General features: G+C 59.6%; 11 protein-coding genes. 3 read left to right on the plus strand and 8 right to left on the minus strand.

Annotation, left to right across the window (positions count from 1 at the left end):
- Positions 1 to 2 precede the first annotated feature (2 nt).
- The 3 genes from ACZZ0A_RS05805 (at position 3) to ACZZ0A_RS05815 (ending at position 2,650) form a co-directional block, all read left to right on the plus strand.
- Entirely contained in the window at positions 3 to 827 is an 825-nt protein-coding gene (locus ACZZ0A_RS05805) for a mechanosensitive ion channel family protein (protein WP_007916401.1), read from the plus strand.
- 90 nt (positions 828 to 917) lie between these two features.
- Positions 918 to 1,508 carry an RNA polymerase sigma factor SigX gene (sigX, locus tag ACZZ0A_RS05810; RefSeq protein WP_011333251.1) on the plus strand — a complete coding sequence of 197 codons (591 nt, stop codon included), beginning with the start codon at positions 918 to 920 and terminating at the stop codon, positions 1,506 to 1,508.
- A gap of 107 nt (positions 1,509 to 1,615) precedes the next feature.
- The gene (locus tag ACZZ0A_RS05815; RefSeq protein WP_007916399.1) at positions 1,616 to 2,650 is read left to right on the plus strand and encodes an OmpA family protein; all 1,035 of its coding nucleotides are present in this window, start codon (positions 1,616 to 1,618) and stop codon (positions 2,648 to 2,650) included.
- 97 nt (positions 2,651 to 2,747) lie between these two features.
- Here the strand turns inward: ACZZ0A_RS05815 and cobA are convergent, their stop codons facing one another.
- The 8 genes from cobA to ACZZ0A_RS05855 form a co-directional block, all read right to left on the minus strand.
- Positions 2,748 to 3,515 (minus strand): uroporphyrinogen-III C-methyltransferase, encoded by a 768-nt coding sequence (gene cobA / locus ACZZ0A_RS05820; RefSeq protein WP_007916397.1) that lies wholly within the window; start codon positions 3,513 to 3,515, stop codon positions 2,748 to 2,750.
- Between the two features lie 13 nt (positions 3,516 to 3,528).
- Complete coding sequence (locus ACZZ0A_RS05825; RefSeq protein ID WP_463542633.1) at positions 3,529 to 6,243, minus strand: nitrate reductase; 2,715 nt, start codon at positions 6,241 to 6,243, stop codon at positions 3,529 to 3,531.
- The gene (gene nirD / locus ACZZ0A_RS05830) at positions 6,243 to 6,560 is read right to left on the minus strand and encodes a nitrite reductase small subunit NirD (protein WP_008076837.1); all 318 of its coding nucleotides are present in this window, start codon (positions 6,558 to 6,560) and stop codon (positions 6,243 to 6,245) included. The genes ACZZ0A_RS05825 and nirD overlap by 1 nt, the downstream gene beginning before the upstream one ends.
- Positions 6,557 to 9,010 carry a nitrite reductase large subunit NirB gene (gene nirB, locus ACZZ0A_RS05835; protein ID WP_463542634.1) on the minus strand — a complete coding sequence of 818 codons (2,454 nt, stop codon included), beginning with the start codon at positions 9,008 to 9,010 and terminating at the stop codon, positions 6,557 to 6,559. The genes nirD and nirB overlap by 4 nt, the downstream gene beginning before the upstream one ends.
- Before the next feature lie 413 nt (positions 9,011 to 9,423).
- Positions 9,424 to 11,094 carry a protein kinase domain-containing protein gene (locus ACZZ0A_RS05840; RefSeq protein ID WP_463542635.1) on the minus strand — a complete coding sequence of 557 codons (1,671 nt, stop codon included), beginning with the start codon at positions 11,092 to 11,094 and terminating at the stop codon, positions 9,424 to 9,426.
- A gap of 7 nt (positions 11,095 to 11,101) precedes the next feature.
- Entirely contained in the window at positions 11,102 to 12,313 is a 1,212-nt protein-coding gene (locus ACZZ0A_RS05845) for a nitrate/nitrite transporter (RefSeq protein ID WP_095111816.1), read from the minus strand.
- Between the two features lie 465 nt (positions 12,314 to 12,778).
- The gene (locus ACZZ0A_RS05850; RefSeq protein WP_007916390.1) at positions 12,779 to 13,354 is read right to left on the minus strand and encodes an ANTAR domain-containing response regulator; all 576 of its coding nucleotides are present in this window, start codon (positions 13,352 to 13,354) and stop codon (positions 12,779 to 12,781) included.
- 15 nt (positions 13,355 to 13,369) lie between these two features.
- Positions 13,370 to 14,581 carry a CmpA/NrtA family ABC transporter substrate-binding protein gene (locus ACZZ0A_RS05855; protein WP_447784337.1) on the minus strand — a complete coding sequence of 404 codons (1,212 nt, stop codon included), beginning with the start codon at positions 14,579 to 14,581 and terminating at the stop codon, positions 13,370 to 13,372.
- Positions 14,582 to 14,753: the final 172 nt, after the last annotated feature.

Raw genomic sequence — 14,753 nt, forward strand, 5'->3', positions numbered from 1 at the left:
ATATGGAACTCGACCTCTGGACTCAGAGCCTCGTCACTGCAATGACTGCGTTGTGGACCAAAGTAGCCAACTTCATCCCGAACCTGTTCGGCGCACTGGTCGTGCTGCTGTTGGGTTTCGTTGTGGCCAAGCTGCTCGATACCTTGCTCTCCAAGCTGCTCGCCAAACTGGGTCTTGATCGCCTGATGGGTGGTACCGGGCTGACCAAGTTGATGTCGCGTGCGGGGCTGCAAGTTCCGATTTCAACGCTGATCGGTAAAATCGTTTACTGGTTCGTTCTGCTGATTTTTCTGGTTTCTGCAGCAGAATCCCTTGGCCTCGAGCGAGTTTCGGCTACGCTGGATATGTTGGCGCTCTATTTGCCGAAAGTATTCGGCGCGGCGCTGGTGTTGCTGGTGGGTGTTTTGCTCGCACAACTGGCCAACGGGCTGGTGCGCGGGGCGGCAGAAGGCGTAGGCCTGGACTACGCTTCGGGGCTTGGGCGAATTGCCCAGGGGCTGGTGATCATCATCAGCATCTCGGTCGCGATCAGTCAGCTTGAGGTCAAGACCGACCTGCTGAACCATGTGATTGTCATCGTTTTGATTACCGTTGGTCTGGCCGTTGCGCTGGCCATGGGTTTGGGAAGCCGGGAAATTGCCGGTCAGATTCTTGCGGGAATCTATGTGCGTGAGTTGTATCAGGTTGGGCAACAAGTGCGTGTTGGCGAGGTCGAAGGCCAGATCGAGGAGATCGGCACGGTTAAAACCACATTGCTGACCGATGAGGGTGAGCTAGTCTCTCTTTCCAATCGGATCCTGCTGGAACAGCATGTGAGTAGCCGCTAATCCGGCAAACCCTGCTAATGTATGCCGCCGCGAAATGCCAGCTGATGCTGGTCGCGGTGGACATTGACCTGACTGTCGGCACGACTTGTTTTGAATAAAGCCCAAACGCTATCCACGCGCTACGACCCCCGCGAGCTCTCTGATGAGGAGTTGGTCGCGCGCTCGCATACCGAGCTGTTTCACGTAACGCGCGCCTATGAAGAACTGATGCGGCGTTACCAGCGAACATTATTTAACGTTTGTGCGAGATATCTTGGGAACGATCGCGACGCAGACGATGTCTGTCAGGAAGTCATGTTGAAGGTGCTGTATGGCCTGAAGAACTTCGAGGGGAAATCGAAGTTCAAAACGTGGCTCTACAGCATCACGTACAACGAATGTATTACGCAGTATCGGAAGGAACGGCGAAAGCGTCGCTTGATGGACGCATTGAGTCTTGACCCCCTCGAGGAAGCGTCCGAAGAAAAGGCGCCGAAACCCGAGGAGAAGGGCGGGCTTGATCGCTGGCTGGTGTATGTGAACCCGATTGACCGTGAAATTCTGGTGCTTCGATTTGTCGCAGAGCTGGAATTTCAGGAGATCGCAGACATCATGCACATGGGTTTGAGTGCGACAAAAATGCGTTACAAACGTGCTCTAGATAAATTGCGTGAGAAATTTGCAGGCATTGCTGAAACTTAGTTCAGCGCAAATATCTCTTACGTGTAGGCAAGTTCTGATAGACTTGCCGCCGAGTTGTCCCCCGGTTTGCGGGACTGCTTCACAATCACCAGATGGGGATTTAACGGATGAAACTGAAAAACACCTTGGGCTTGGCCATTGGTTCTCTGATTGCCGCCACTTCGTTCGGCGCTCTGGCACAAGGCCAAGGCGCAGTTGAAATCGAAGGCTTCGCAAAGAAAGAACAATTCGACAGCGCTCGTAACTTCAAGAACAACGGCAACCTGTTCGGCGGTTCGATCGGTTACTTCCTGACCGACGACGTTGAACTGCGTCTGGGCTACGACGAAGTGCACAACGTGCGTTCCGACGACGGTCGTAACATCAAGGGCGCGAACACCGCTCTGGACGCTCTGTACCACTTCAACAACCCAGGCGACATGCTGCGTCCGTACGTATCGGCTGGTTTCTCCGATCAGAGCATCGGTCAGAACGGTTCCGGCGGTCGTAACCGTTCCACCTTCGCCAACGTTGGCGGCGGTGCCAAGCTGTACTTCACCGAGAACTTCTACGCCCGTGCCGGCGTTGAAGCTCAGTACAACATCGACCAGGGCGACACCGAGTGGGCTCCTAGCGTTGGTATCGGTGTGAACTTCGGTGGCGGCTCCAAGCCTGCTGCTGCTCCAGTTCCAGCACCAGCTGAAGTCTGCTCCGACAGCGACAACGATGGCGTTTGCGACAACGTTGACAAGTGCCCGGACACCCCAGCCAACGTAACTGTTGACGCTGACGGCTGCCCAGCAGTTGCTGAAGTTGTTCGTGTTGAGCTGGACGTTAAGTTCGACTTCGACAAGTCGGTTGTGAAGCCAAACAGCTACGGCGACATCAAGAACCTGGCTGACTTCATGAAGCAGTACCCATCCACCACCACTACTGTTGAAGGTCACACTGACTCCGTCGGTCCTGACGCTTACAACCAGAAACTGTCCGAGCGTCGTGCAAACGCCGTTAAGCAAGTTCTGACCAACCAGTACGGTGTTGAATCGTCCCGCGTTCAGTCTGTTGGCTACGGCGAATCCCGCCCAGTTGCTGACAACAAAACTGAAGCTGGCCGCGCTGTAAACCGTCGCGTAGAAGCGCAGGTTGAAGCTCAAGCTAAGTAATTAGCTGCCGCTCTGAGAAAAGCCCGGTTTAGGCCGGGCTTTTCTTTGTCTGCGATTTGGCTTTGCAGTTTTAAAAGATCGCAGCCTTCGGCAGCTCCTACATGAAATCTGCATACGTCCTGTAGGAGCTGCCGCAGGCTGCGATCTTTTGCTCTTCAACAATGGCTGCCACCGCACCAATTACCAAAATCGCCGGGCTTTTCAGCCCAAACCTGAACGCATCAGCACTCATGCTCGCCAGATCACTCCGGCATTCGCGCTGCTCTGGCAACGACGCATTCTCGATCATCGCCACCGGCGTATCCGCTGCCATCCCGCCCGCCAGCAACTGATCGCGAATCTCGCCTAGCTTGGCCACCCCCATGTAAACCACCAGCGTTGTGCCGCCCTGCGCCAGTGCCTGCCAGTTCAACTGGCTGTCATCCTGAGTATGCGCAGTCACCAGCGTCACCCCGCGTGCGACCCCACGCAACGTCAGCGGAATATCGCACTGCGTCGCCCCGGCCAGCCCGGCGGTGATGCCATTGACCAACTCCACCTCGACGCCACGCTCACGCAGCCAATGCGCCTCTTCACCCCCTCGACCGAAAATGCACGGATCGCCACCCTTGAGCCGCACCACACACTTGCCGTGGCGGGCATAGCGCAGCATCAGTCGATGAATGAACGCTTGCGGTGTCGAGCGGCAACCACCGCGTTTACCCACGGCAATGATGCGCGCATCAGGGCAGTGCTCCAGCACCGCCTCGTTGACCAGATCATCGATCAGCACCACGTCGGCCTCGCGCAGAGCGCGCACCGCTTTGAGGGTCAGCAGTTCCGGATCGCCGGGGCCCGCGCCTACCAGCCAGACTTTTGCATTCATGCTGCTTTCCTCATCAGATGATGGCGACCGGCTGCAACTCGGCAGCCAGCAAACGCTTTATTTCCGGGACGCACGAACCGCATTGCGTGCCGCAACCCAAATTGCTTTTCAAGCCTTGCAGATCCAGCCCTTGGCGAATACCGGCGCAGACCGCGTTGAGGCTGACGTTGTTGCAGTTGCACAGGGTCTTATCCGCAGCGATCTGCGCCCCGGCACTGCCCGGCGGCGCACTCATCGGTGCCAGCAACCAGCGCCGCAGTTGTTCGTCGGCACGGCCTTCCAGCCACAACCCTTGCAGCCAATGCCGGGCGAGGGTTTCGCCGGCCAGGCGAATCGCGGTGATTCGGCCGTTTTCAATACGCACGCGCTTGCCAATGGCCCGGCGCGGATCGTCATAGGCCAAAACCGGACCGTCGATCAGCGACAGGCATCGGTCGATTTCACTGAGCAATTGCGCATCCGGTGCCTCGCTGCTGGCAGCGCGTATCAGCAATGCCGATCGTTCACGTCCGACAAGGCTGAGGCTAACGTAGGAAAATGCCTCACAGAGCGGTCGTAGCGTCTCGAAGTGCCGTTGAACATCACCTTCGATCAGTGCGAAAAGCTGCCACGGCAGATTGACCGGTTCCAGGCGCACGCCGCTGTGTTTGAGTTCCGGTTGTTTCGACAAAGGATCGAAGGCCGGCAGGGTCAGGCTGTTCACGCCGCCCTTGAGGAAGCGATCGCCCCAGTGCATCGGTAGAAACGCTTGTCCCGGACGTACGCTGTCATCACTAGCGACCGCAACAATTACCGCGCCGCGACGACTTTTCAGATTGACCAGATCGCCCGGCTGCAAACGATGCCTGCGCATTTCGTCTGGATGCAGGCTCAACACCGCTTCGTTGACATGCCCGAACAGTTGCGCCGCCGTACCGGTGCGGCTCATACCGTGCCATTGATCACGCAAGCGGCCAGTGATCAACGTCAGTGGAAAGCGTGCATCGCGTTGTTCTTTGGCGGCACGATACGGGTCGGCGATGAATTGCGCGCGCTCGTTGGCGGTTGGGAAAATCCCGTCTTCGTACAGTCGTGGCGTTCCTCGCCGCGCTCCGACAGGGAAGGGCCATTGCTGCGGTCCGATCTCGTCGATCAGCGCGTGACTGATCCCGGACATATCCAGATCCCGCCCACGCGTCAGCCCTTTGAATTCATCGAACAGTTGCGCAGGTTGGGTGAAAGTAAACAGGCTCGATGCAGAGGGGCGCAGACGTTTCTCCAGACGCTGCGCGAAATCTACCGTAATCGCCCAATCCGGCCGCGCCTCACCCGGTGGGAGAATGGCTTTGCGCACGTGGGAAATGCGTCGCTCGGAATTGGTCACCGAACCTTCTTTCTCGCCCCAACTGGCGGCGGGCAGCAGCAGATCGGCGAATGCTGCGGTTTCAGTCGTGCGAAAGGCTTCTTGCAGAACCACAAACGGGCAAGCTTCCAGCGCCGCGCGCACCGCACTCTGATCCGGCATCGATTGCGCAGGGTTGGTGCAGGCAATCCACAACGCCTTGATCTTGCCGCTGCGCACTTGCTCGAACAGTTCGATGGCGCTGAGACCAGTGCTTTCCGGCAACCGATCAACGCCCCAATAAGCCGCAACTTCGGCGCGGTGTTCCGGGTTGGCCGCGTCACGATGACCCGGCAACAGGTTCGACAAACTGCCAGTTTCCCGTCCGCCCATGGCATTTGGCTGACCGGTGAGAGAGAAAGGTCCTGCACCCGGACGGCCAATTTGCCCGGTGGCCAAATGCAGATTGATCAGCGCGCTGTTCTTCGCACTGCCAGCCGTGGACTGGTTCAGCCCCATGCACCACAACGACAGAAAACTCGGCGAAGTGCCAACCCATTCGGCGCATTGCTGCAGTTGCTCGACGCTGATGCCGCATAACTGTGAAACCATTTGTGGGGTGTAATCGCGCACCAGATTCTTCAATTCGGCGAGGCCATCGGTGTGCGCCTTGACGAAGTCGCGATCAATCCAGTCTTCCCACAACAGCAGGTGCAAAATCCCATGGAATAAAGCGACATCGGTACCGGGCAGAATCGCCAGGTGCAGATCGGCGAGGTCGCAGGTGTCGGTGCGTCGTGGATCAATGACGATGACTTTCATCTGCGGGCGGCGGGATTTTGCTTCCTCCAGCCGACGAAAAAGTACTGGATGGGCGTAGGCCATGTTACTGCCGACGATCATTACGCAATCGCTGAGTTCCAGGTCCTCATAGCTGCACGGCGGGGCGTCGGCGCCGAGGCTGCGTTTGTAGCCGACCACGGCTGAAGACATGCACAGGCGTGAATTGCTGTCGATGTTGTTGGTGCCAACCAACGCCCGCGCCAGTTTGTTGAAGGCGTAGTAGTCCTCGGTCAGCAACTGTCCGGAGATATAGAACGCGACGCTGTCCGGGCCGTGTTCGGCGATGGTTTCGGCGAACACGTTGGCGGCATGTTGCAGCGCAGTGTCCCAATCCGTGCGGCTGCGCGCCAAGCCTTTGCCCAAACGCAGTTCCGGGTACAGCGCGCGGGCCGCGAGGTCGCCGGTCAGGTGCAGGGTCGAGCCTTTGCTGCACAGTTTGCCGAAGTTGGCCGGGTGCGCCGGATCGCCGCTGACGCCGAGGATGCGCTCGCCGTCATGCTCGATCAGCACGCCGCAGCCGACCCCGCAATAACAGCAGGTCGAGGCGGTCGTCTGGCGGTTCATCAGATGGCGTCCCGCAGAGCCAGTTGCACACGACCGTTTTCGACTCGCGCTGGGTGATGGTGCGCGCAACCGATGTCCGGCGCCTGCGCCTCGCCGGATTGCAGGTCGATCTGCCAATTGTGCAGCGGACAGGCCACGCGTTTTCCGTAGATCAAACCTTGTGACAACGGCCCACCCTTGTGTGGGCAGCGGTCGTCGAGGGCGAAAACTTCGTCGTCGCTCGTACGAAAAATCGCAATGTCACCTTTCGGCCCGGCAATGATCCGCGAGCCGAGTGCGTTGATCTCTTCCAAGGCACAGATATCCAGCCAGTTCATGCTGGCACCTCCAGATTTTTCACGGGGATCACGTCGAATTCTTTCTTCAGTTGCGGCTGCGCCAGACGTTCTTTCCACGGATCCTGTTCGAACGACAGGGAGAATTGCAGGCGCTCGTTCAGGGCTTTGCGGCGCTCGGGGTCTTCCAGCACGGCTTTCTTGATGTGCTCCATGCCGACCCGCTGCAGGTAGTGCACGGTGCGTTCGAGGTAGAAGGCTTCTTCGCGATACAGCTGCAGGAACGCGCCGTTGTATTCGCGCACTTCTGCGGCGGTTTTCAGCTTGACGAAGAATTCGGCGACTTCGGTTTTGATCCCGCCGTTACCGCCGATGTACATCTCCCAACCGGAGTCGACACCGATAATTCCTACGTCTTTGATCCCCGCTTCCGAGCAGTTGCGTGGGCATCCGGAGACAGCCAGTTTCACCTTGTGCGGCGACCACATGTTGAACAGGTCGTGCTCAAGCTCGATGCCCAGTTGTGTCGAGTTTTGCGTGCCGAAGCGGCAGAACTCGCTGCCGACGCAGGTCTTCACGGTGCGGATGGATTTGCCGTAGGCGTGCCCGGACGGCATGTCGAGGTCTTTCCAGACGCCGGGCAAGTCCTGCTTCTTGATGCCGAGCAAATCGATGCGCTGCCCGCCTGTGACCTTGACCATCGGCACGTTGTACTTGTCGGCCACGTCGGCAATCCGTCGCAGTTCCGAAGGATTGGTTACGCCGCCCCACATCCGTGGCACCACCGAATACGTGCCGTCCTTCTGGATGTTGGCGTGTGCACGTTCGTTGATCAGGCGCGATTGCGGATCGTCCTTGGCTTCGCCGGGCCAGGTGGAAATCAGGTAATAGTTGAGAGCCGGGCGGCACGTTGCGCAACCGTTCGGCGTGCGCCAGTTGAGGTAGCTCATGGTGCCGGCGATGGTCAGCAGATGCTGTTCGCGAATCGCTTGGCGAATCTGCCCGTGATTGAGGTCGCTGCAACCGCAGATGGCTTTTTCGCTTTTCGGTTTGACATCCGCTGCGCCGCCGACGGTGTTGATCAGGATCTGCTCGACCAGTCCGGCGCAGGAGCCGCAGGAGCTGGCCGCTTTGGTGTGTTTCTTCACCTCATCGACGCTGAACAGGCCGTGTTCCTGAATGGCTTTGACGATAGTGCCTTTGCACACACCGTTGCAGCCGCAGACTTCGGCGGTGTCGGCCATGACCATGGCTTTGTCCTGGCCCTGATGTCCTACGTCACCCAAAGCGTTTTCGCCAAACATCAGGTGATCGCGGATCTCGCCGATGGCGTGATTCTCACGAATCTGGCGGAAATACCAACCGCCATCTGCCGTATCGCCGTACAGACAGGCGCCGACCAGCACGTCATCCTTGATCACCAGTTTTTTGTACACGCCGCCGATCGGGTCGGAGAGGGTGATGGTTTCCGTACCTTCGCCGCCCATGAAGTCGCCAGCGGAAAACAGGTCGATGCCGGTGACTTTGAGTTTGGTCGAGGTCACCGAACCCTGATAACGGGCGAAGCCCAGTTGTGCGAGGTGGTTGGCGCAAACCTTGGCCTGCTCGAACAGTGGCGCGACCAGACCGTAGGCAATGCCACGGTGGCTGGCGCACTCGCCGATGGCGTAGATGCGTGGGTCGTAAGTTTGCAGGGTGTCGTTGACCAGGATCCCGCGATTGCACGGGATGCCGGCCTTTTCCGCGAGTTCGGTGTTGGGGCGAATACCGGCGGCCATCACCACCAGGTCGGCGGGGATAATGTCGCCGTTCTTGAATTGCACCGAGCCGACCCGGCCATTGCCGGCGTCATGCAAGGCCTGGGTCTGTTCGCACAGACGGAAATGCAAGCCACGGGATTCAAGGGCGCTTTGCAGCAGTTGACCGCTGGTTTTATCGAGTTGGCGTTCCAGCAACCATTCGCCGATGTGCACCACGGTGACGTGCATGCCGCGCAACATCAGGCCATTGGCGGCTTCGAGGCCGAGCAGGCCACCGCCGATGACCACCGCGTGTTTGTGGGTTTTCGCGGTGTCGATCATCGCCTGGGTGTCGGCAATGTCGCGATAGCCGATCACGCCGTGCAGGGTATTGCCGGGGATCGGCAAGATGAACGGTGTCGAGCCAGTGGCGATCAGCAGGCGATCGTATTCGGCTTCGGTGCCGTCCTCGGCGATCACCCGGCGTTTGACCCGGTCAATCTCCACCACTTTGCGGTTGAGCAACAACTTGATGTTGTTTTCCAGGTACCAGTCGAGGTCGTTGAGCACGATCTCCTCGAAGGTCTGCTCACCGGCCAGCACCGGCGAGAGCAGGATGCGATTGTAGTTGGTGTGTGGTTCGGCGCCGAAGACGGTGATGTCGTACAGCTCGTTGCTCAGCTTGAGCAATTCTTCGAGGGTGCGGACCCCGGCCATGCCATTGCCGATCATCACCAGTTTGAGTTTTTTCATCAGGTTCTCCGGGAGCTGCGGCTGGCCTCTTGTGGGCAGTCAGGCCTTGCTCGACAAATTTTGCGCAAACAAAAAAAGGCGTCCCGCTAGTTGCCTAGCGAGGACGCCTTTGTCCTGGTCCCGTTCTCTCGGGAAGCGCAGCCTTCGTCGTTGAAGGTTGGGCTTTATGTGTGTGCTGAGTGGGCTAATGCAGTGGTTGTGCCAAGTGGGAACAGTGGCGGGTTTATTGGGGTTTGGCAGGTTCTGAGGGTGATTTTTTGCACTGAATCGAGGCGGGTTGCTCGTTCGTGGGGCGCTCAGGTAGATGGATTTGTGGTGATTGGGCTGACGTCATCGCGAGCAGGCTCACTCCTACAGTGGAACGCGTTTCGAATTGTAGGAGTGAGCCTGCTCGCGATGGCCGCGACGCGGTGTCAGTGATGAAACAACAAAACCAGAAGCACCAGATTCCCGAGCAACGCCAGCAATGCCATCGTCCGCCAGACCTTCAGCGGCTCCCGCTCCAATAACGGTCGAGGCCGCACACTCAAACTCTGCCGCTCGCCCTGTTCCAGCACCAACAACCACTCTTCAGCCGTTTCAAACCGTTGTTGCGGATCCGCCGCCACGCCACGCTGCAGACTCTGCGCCAACCATTCCGGCAGATCAGGCCGATAGCGACTGGCAATCACCGGCAGACCAAATCGCGGCCGTTGAAACGCTTCAATCTCGCCATAAGGAAAATGCCCGGTAAGCAGGAAATACAGGGTCACGCCGACTGCATACAAATCCTGCTGCGCACTCGGCGGATCACCGCGAAACGCTTCCGGGGCGATGTAACTTGGGGTTCCGGGCAGCGTTGACGGCGCGTCTTCGGACAAGCCCGGGCAATACGCCAAGCCAAAATCCAGCAGGCGTAACTCGCCGTCGTCACCCCAATGCAGGTTTTCCGGTTTGATGTCCCGGTGCAGAATCTGCCGCCGATGCAAAAGCCCCACCGCGCGCAGCAGGCGCTCGGCGATATCCTGCCATTGCGCCAGCGGCAATGGGCCGGACTGCTGAAACAACTGAGCCAGCGTTGTCCCGGAATATTCGCGCATCACGTAGTACAAATGCTGACGCTGCTGGCAGGCATGGACTTCAGGAAAGTGCCGGCCGGCCACGCGTTTCAGGAACCATTCCTCGGACAGCAGCGCTTGCCCGGCGCGAGTATCATCGCTGGAGCGCGACGGCAGGGTTTTCAACAGCCATGCCTGGCCTTGTCCATCGACAACCCGATACAGCAGCGATTGCTGACTCTGAGCGACAATCCCCTGCACCTGCCAGCCTTCGAAGGATTGGCCAGGTTTCAGCGGCGGCGGCAGGGGCCATTGCTGCAAATGAATCAATGCATCGCCGATATTCGCTTCACCCAGCGCATCGACGCGCACCAGCAATGCGCTGGCATTGTCCTGACTCCCCGCCAGATGCGCGGCATTGACCAGCGTCTGCGCGGCGCTTTGCAGATCCGGCTGATCACGCAGAATCGCGGCAATCGCGGTATCGCCCAGCGTCGACCAGACTCCGTCACTGAGCAGCACAAAGCTTTCACCGTCACGCAGTTCACCGTCGAGGAAATCCAGCACCAGATGCTGATCCAGCCCCAATGCACGCTTGAGCACATGCTGCATGCCCGGCTGCTCCCAGACATGATCCTCCGAGATCCGCTGCAAACTATCGTCGTGCCAGCGATACACCCGGCAATCGCCGACGTGGGCGAGGGTAAAACGCCGACCGCGCATGACCAAAGCACTGACCGTGGTGAGCAACGGTTGCCCACCACCGTTGGCCTGCAACCAGCGATTTTGCGCGAGCAGCAGGCGATCCAGTGCCTGCGCCACGCTCCAGGTTTCCGGCGTGGCGTAGTAGTCGAGCGCCAGCGCCTGCAAGGTCGAACGCGCAGCCAGTCCGCCATCGGCACACTGGCTGACGCCATCAGCGATAGCGAACAGATAGCCCTTGCTCGCCGCCAGCGCCGGAGCGGGCGTGACCAAGCGCAAAGCGTCCTGATTCTCCGCACGCGGGCCGGTGGCGCTGGCTTCGGCAAAACTCAGTTGCAGGGCCATCGACGCTTCAGACCCGCGCCGCCGTCACCGCCGCCGAACCCCAGGTGGTTCTCCAGCGACGCTTGACGCCGTGCAGGCCAAACCACGCCAACACGCCGAGGCTGGCGAACAACCACAGGGCCAGTTGATAACTGCCGGTGCTCTGTTTGATCGCGCCCATGCCGGCGGCCAAGGCAAAACCGCCGATGCCGCCGGCCATGCCGATCAGTCCGGTCATGACGCCGATTTCCAAGCGAAAACGCTGCGGCACCAGTTGGAACACCGCGCCGTTGCCTGCCCCTAAACCGAGCATGGTGCAGACGAAAAGTGCCAGCGCCGCGTAGGAACTCGGCAGGTTGAAACCGACCGCGGCGATGCAGACGGCGGCGACGGTGTACATCGCCAGCAGTGTGCGGATACCGCCAAAGCGATCAGCCAGTGCGCCACCCAGCGGTCGCATCAAACTGCCGCCGAACACGCAGGCGGCGGTGTAGTAACCGGCCGTCACCGGACTCAGACCGTATTGATCGTTGAAATAGCCGGGTAGGGCGCTGGCCAGACCGATGAAGCCGCCGAAGGTCACGCTGTAGAAAAACATGAACCACCAGCTATCGCGGTCGCCCAAGGCTTTGAAGTAGTCAGCCATGGCTTTGGCTTTCGGCCGCTCAGGGGCGTTTTTTGCCAGCCAGGCGAACAATACCAACGTCAGGATCAACGGAATCAACGCGAAGCCGAAGACATTGCTCCAGCCGAACGCAGCCGCCAGTACCGGAGCGAGCAGTGCGGCAAATACGGTGCCCGAGTTGCCCGCACCGGCGATGCCCATGGCTTTGCCCTGATGCTGCGGCGGGTACCATTGCGACGCCAGTGGCAGAGCGACGGCAAACGATGCGCCAGCCATGCCGAGGAACAGGCCGAGTATCAGCGCCTGCTCGTAGCTATGAATGCCGATTTTCCAGGCACCGAACAGTGCGCAGATCACGATGACCTGGCCGATCAGCCCAGCGGTTTTCGGCGATAGCCGATCGGCGAGCATGCCCATCACAAAGCGCAGCACCGCGCCAGCGAGGATCGGCGTGGCGACGACGAGGCCACGTTGTTGTGTGGTCAGGTGCAGGTCGGCGGCAATCTGCACCGCCAGCGGGCCGAGCAGGTACCAGACCATGAAGCTCAGGTCGAAATAGAGGAAGGCCGCGAACAGGGTCGGGGTGTGGCCGGATTTCCAGAAGCTTGAATTCATCGCGCACCTCAGCTGAAAAGAGTCTCGAAAGGAGTCATGCAACAGCAGGTGGGGCGCCGCCACGGCCGCACCACCGACCCCGGGCTGTGGGGCCAAAACGCAAAAACGCCGCTACCTGATGCGCCGGTTGGGGCGAACGGGTGAGCGACGTCTTTGTCGTGGGTGGGGCAACCGCCGTTGGTTACCTGTGCGTTTTACTTAGCGAGATTTGTGCCAACAGGCGGAAAATCAAAAGCCCCTCACCCTAGCCCTCCCGAAACGTCGGACCGCCCAGAGGGAGAGGGGACTGATTGGGGGATGCTCGAGAAGTACGCCGACCTGTGATTTTCTGCTGTGAATCCATAATCGACTCGGTCTTTCAGGTCGATGTTTGACGCCAGACACCTAGGTCAGTCCCCTCTCCCTATGGGCGGTCCGACGTTTCGGGAGGGCTAGGGTGAGGGGCTTTTCAAGCGTTCAGTACTTTCAGCCAAGCAACTCACTCATGGCAATAATCTGCTCCGCCACCTGAATCAGCTTTTGCTGCCGGCTCATCGCCTGGCGCCGCATCAGGGTGTAAGCCTCTTCCTCATTGCAATCCTTCATCTTCATCAGCAACCCCTTGGCCAGCTCGATGCGCTTACGCTCAGCCAGTTGCTGATCACGCGCCTGCAACTGCGCCCGCAACGCCTGATCACTCTCGAAGCGCGCCATTGCTACATCGAGAATCGGCTGCAGACGCTGTGCATGAATGCCTTCAACGATGTAGGCGCTGACCCCGGACTTGATTGCCTGGCGCATCACACCCGGATCATGCTCATCGGTAAACATCACAATTGGCCGTGGCTGGTCGCGGCTGACCAGCACGACTTGCTCCATGACATCGCGGCTCGGTGACTCGGTATCGATCAGAATCACGTCCGGGCGCACCGTTTCGACGCGCGCGGGCAGGTCGATGGTCAGGCCGGACTCGTCGATCACCTCGAAACCGGCTTCAGTCAGCGCGGCTTTCAGGCGACCGACTTTTTTCGCCGTGTCATTGATCAGCAGAATGCGCAACATGTTCGCGGTCTCCTGTCAGCGGCGGGCGAGAAGGGGAGCGTCGTCGTTCAACGCATGCAGTTTGAAGCTGCGCGCGTAAGCGGCCGGGTCGCTGCCGTCCCAGATTTTGCCGTCGAGCAACTGGCTGCTGCGCATGTCGGTGCCCCACGCCGCCACGCCGACAGCGGTGGCGGCGTCGCGGTAGATATCCAGTTGCTGAACCTGGCGGGCGACGGCGAGGTAATCCGGATCTTCGCGCAGCAGGCCCCAGCGGCGGAACTGGGTCATGAACCACATACCGTCCGACAAATAAGGCAGATTCACTTCGCCGTTACCGTGAAAACGCAGCGCGTGCGGATCCTGCCAGCGATTGCCAAGGCCATCGGCATAGTCACCGAGAAAACGCGGCTCAATGCACGAAAGCGGAGCGTCCAGATATTCCGGCGCGCTGAGCAACTGCGCGGTGCTGCGGCGGTTTTCCGGACTTTCTTCGATAAAGCGACTGGCTTCAAGGATCGCCATCACCAGCGCCCGTGCCGTGTTCGGATACTGCTCGACAAATTCACGGGTGCAGCCAAGGACTTTTTCCGGGTGATCGGGCCAGATGGTCTGGCTGGTCGCCAGGGTAAAACCGAGATCCTGCTGCACCGCGCTGGCGGCCCAAGGCTCGCCGACGCAAAAACCATCGATGCGTCCGGCTTGCAGATGCGCAACCATTTGCGGCGGCGGCACCACCACGCTGTCGACATCCTGTAACGGATGAATGCCCTGACTCGCCAGCCAGTAATACAGCCACATCGCATGAGTGCCAGTGGGAAAGGTCTGGGCGAAGGTGAGTTTTGCGCGGCTTTGGTGCACGTGGCGGTCCAGCGCTTCAGGACTGGTCACACCAATGTTCTGCAGGCCGTGGGACAGGTTGAGACTTTGACCGTTTTGGTTCAGCCCCATCAACACCGCCATGTCGCTCGACGCCCCACCGCCAATGCCCAGATGCACGGCGTAGATCAGACCGTACAGACTGTGCGCAGCATCCAGTTCACCGCTGACCAGTTTGTCGCGCAGGTTGGCCCAGGAGCTTTGGCGCTTGAGATTCAGGGTCAGCCCGTAAGGCTGGGCAAAGCCCTGCGTGGCCGCGACGACAACCGATGCGCAGTCGCTCAACGCCATGAAACCGAGGTTGACTGCAGTCTTTTCCGGCGCATCGCTGCCATTGACCCAGGCCAGTGGCCCTACCGAAGGTTCATTCATACACCGCCACCTCGAAAAAAAGCGCCGCCGCGGACTTTGCGCAGGCAAAACCCGGGACGACGCCATTGTCCTTGCCCGCCTGCCGTCATTGGCCTGCGCGCTGATAGTCAAGGAGGGTGCAAGGCATATGCCACTGCCAGTGATTTGCGCGTGCGCCTCGCGCGGCAGGTCG

This window comes from Pseudomonas sp. AC242 (genome assembly GCF_979258655.1).

Excerpts from the sequence above, each read along its gene's own strand:
- ACZZ0A_RS05805 (WP_007916401.1), top strand. The coding sequence starts at position 3 with ATGGAACTCGACCTCTGGACTCAGAGCCTCGTCACTGCAATGACTGCG.
- ACZZ0A_RS05815 (WP_007916399.1), top strand. The coding sequence starts at position 1,616 with ATGAAACTGAAAAACACCTTGGGCTTGGCCATTGGTTCTCTGATTGCC.
- cobA (WP_007916397.1), bottom strand. The coding sequence starts at position 3,515 with ATGAATGCAAAAGTCTGGCTGGTAGGCGCGGGCCCCGGCGATCCGGAA.
- ACZZ0A_RS05825 (WP_463542633.1), bottom strand. The coding sequence starts at position 6,243 with ATGAACCGCCAGACGACCGCCTCGACCTGCTGTTATTGCGGGGTCGGC.
- nirD (WP_008076837.1), bottom strand. The coding sequence starts at position 6,560 with ATGAACTGGCTGGATATCTGTGCCTTGGAAGAGATCAACGCACTCGGC.
- nirB (WP_463542634.1), bottom strand. The coding sequence starts at position 9,010 with ATGAAAAAACTCAAACTGGTGATGATCGGCAATGGCATGGCCGGGGTC.
- ACZZ0A_RS05840 (WP_463542635.1), bottom strand. The coding sequence starts at position 11,094 with ATGGCCCTGCAACTGAGTTTTGCCGAAGCCAGCGCCACCGGCCCGCGT.
- ACZZ0A_RS05845 (WP_095111816.1), bottom strand. The coding sequence starts at position 12,313 with ATGAATTCAAGCTTCTGGAAATCCGGCCACACCCCGACCCTGTTCGCG.
- ACZZ0A_RS05850 (WP_007916390.1), bottom strand. The coding sequence starts at position 13,354 with ATGTTGCGCATTCTGCTGATCAATGACACGGCGAAAAAAGTCGGTCGC.
- ACZZ0A_RS05855 (WP_447784337.1), bottom strand. The coding sequence starts at position 14,581 with ATGAATGAACCTTCGGTAGGGCCACTGGCCTGGGTCAATGGCAGCGAT.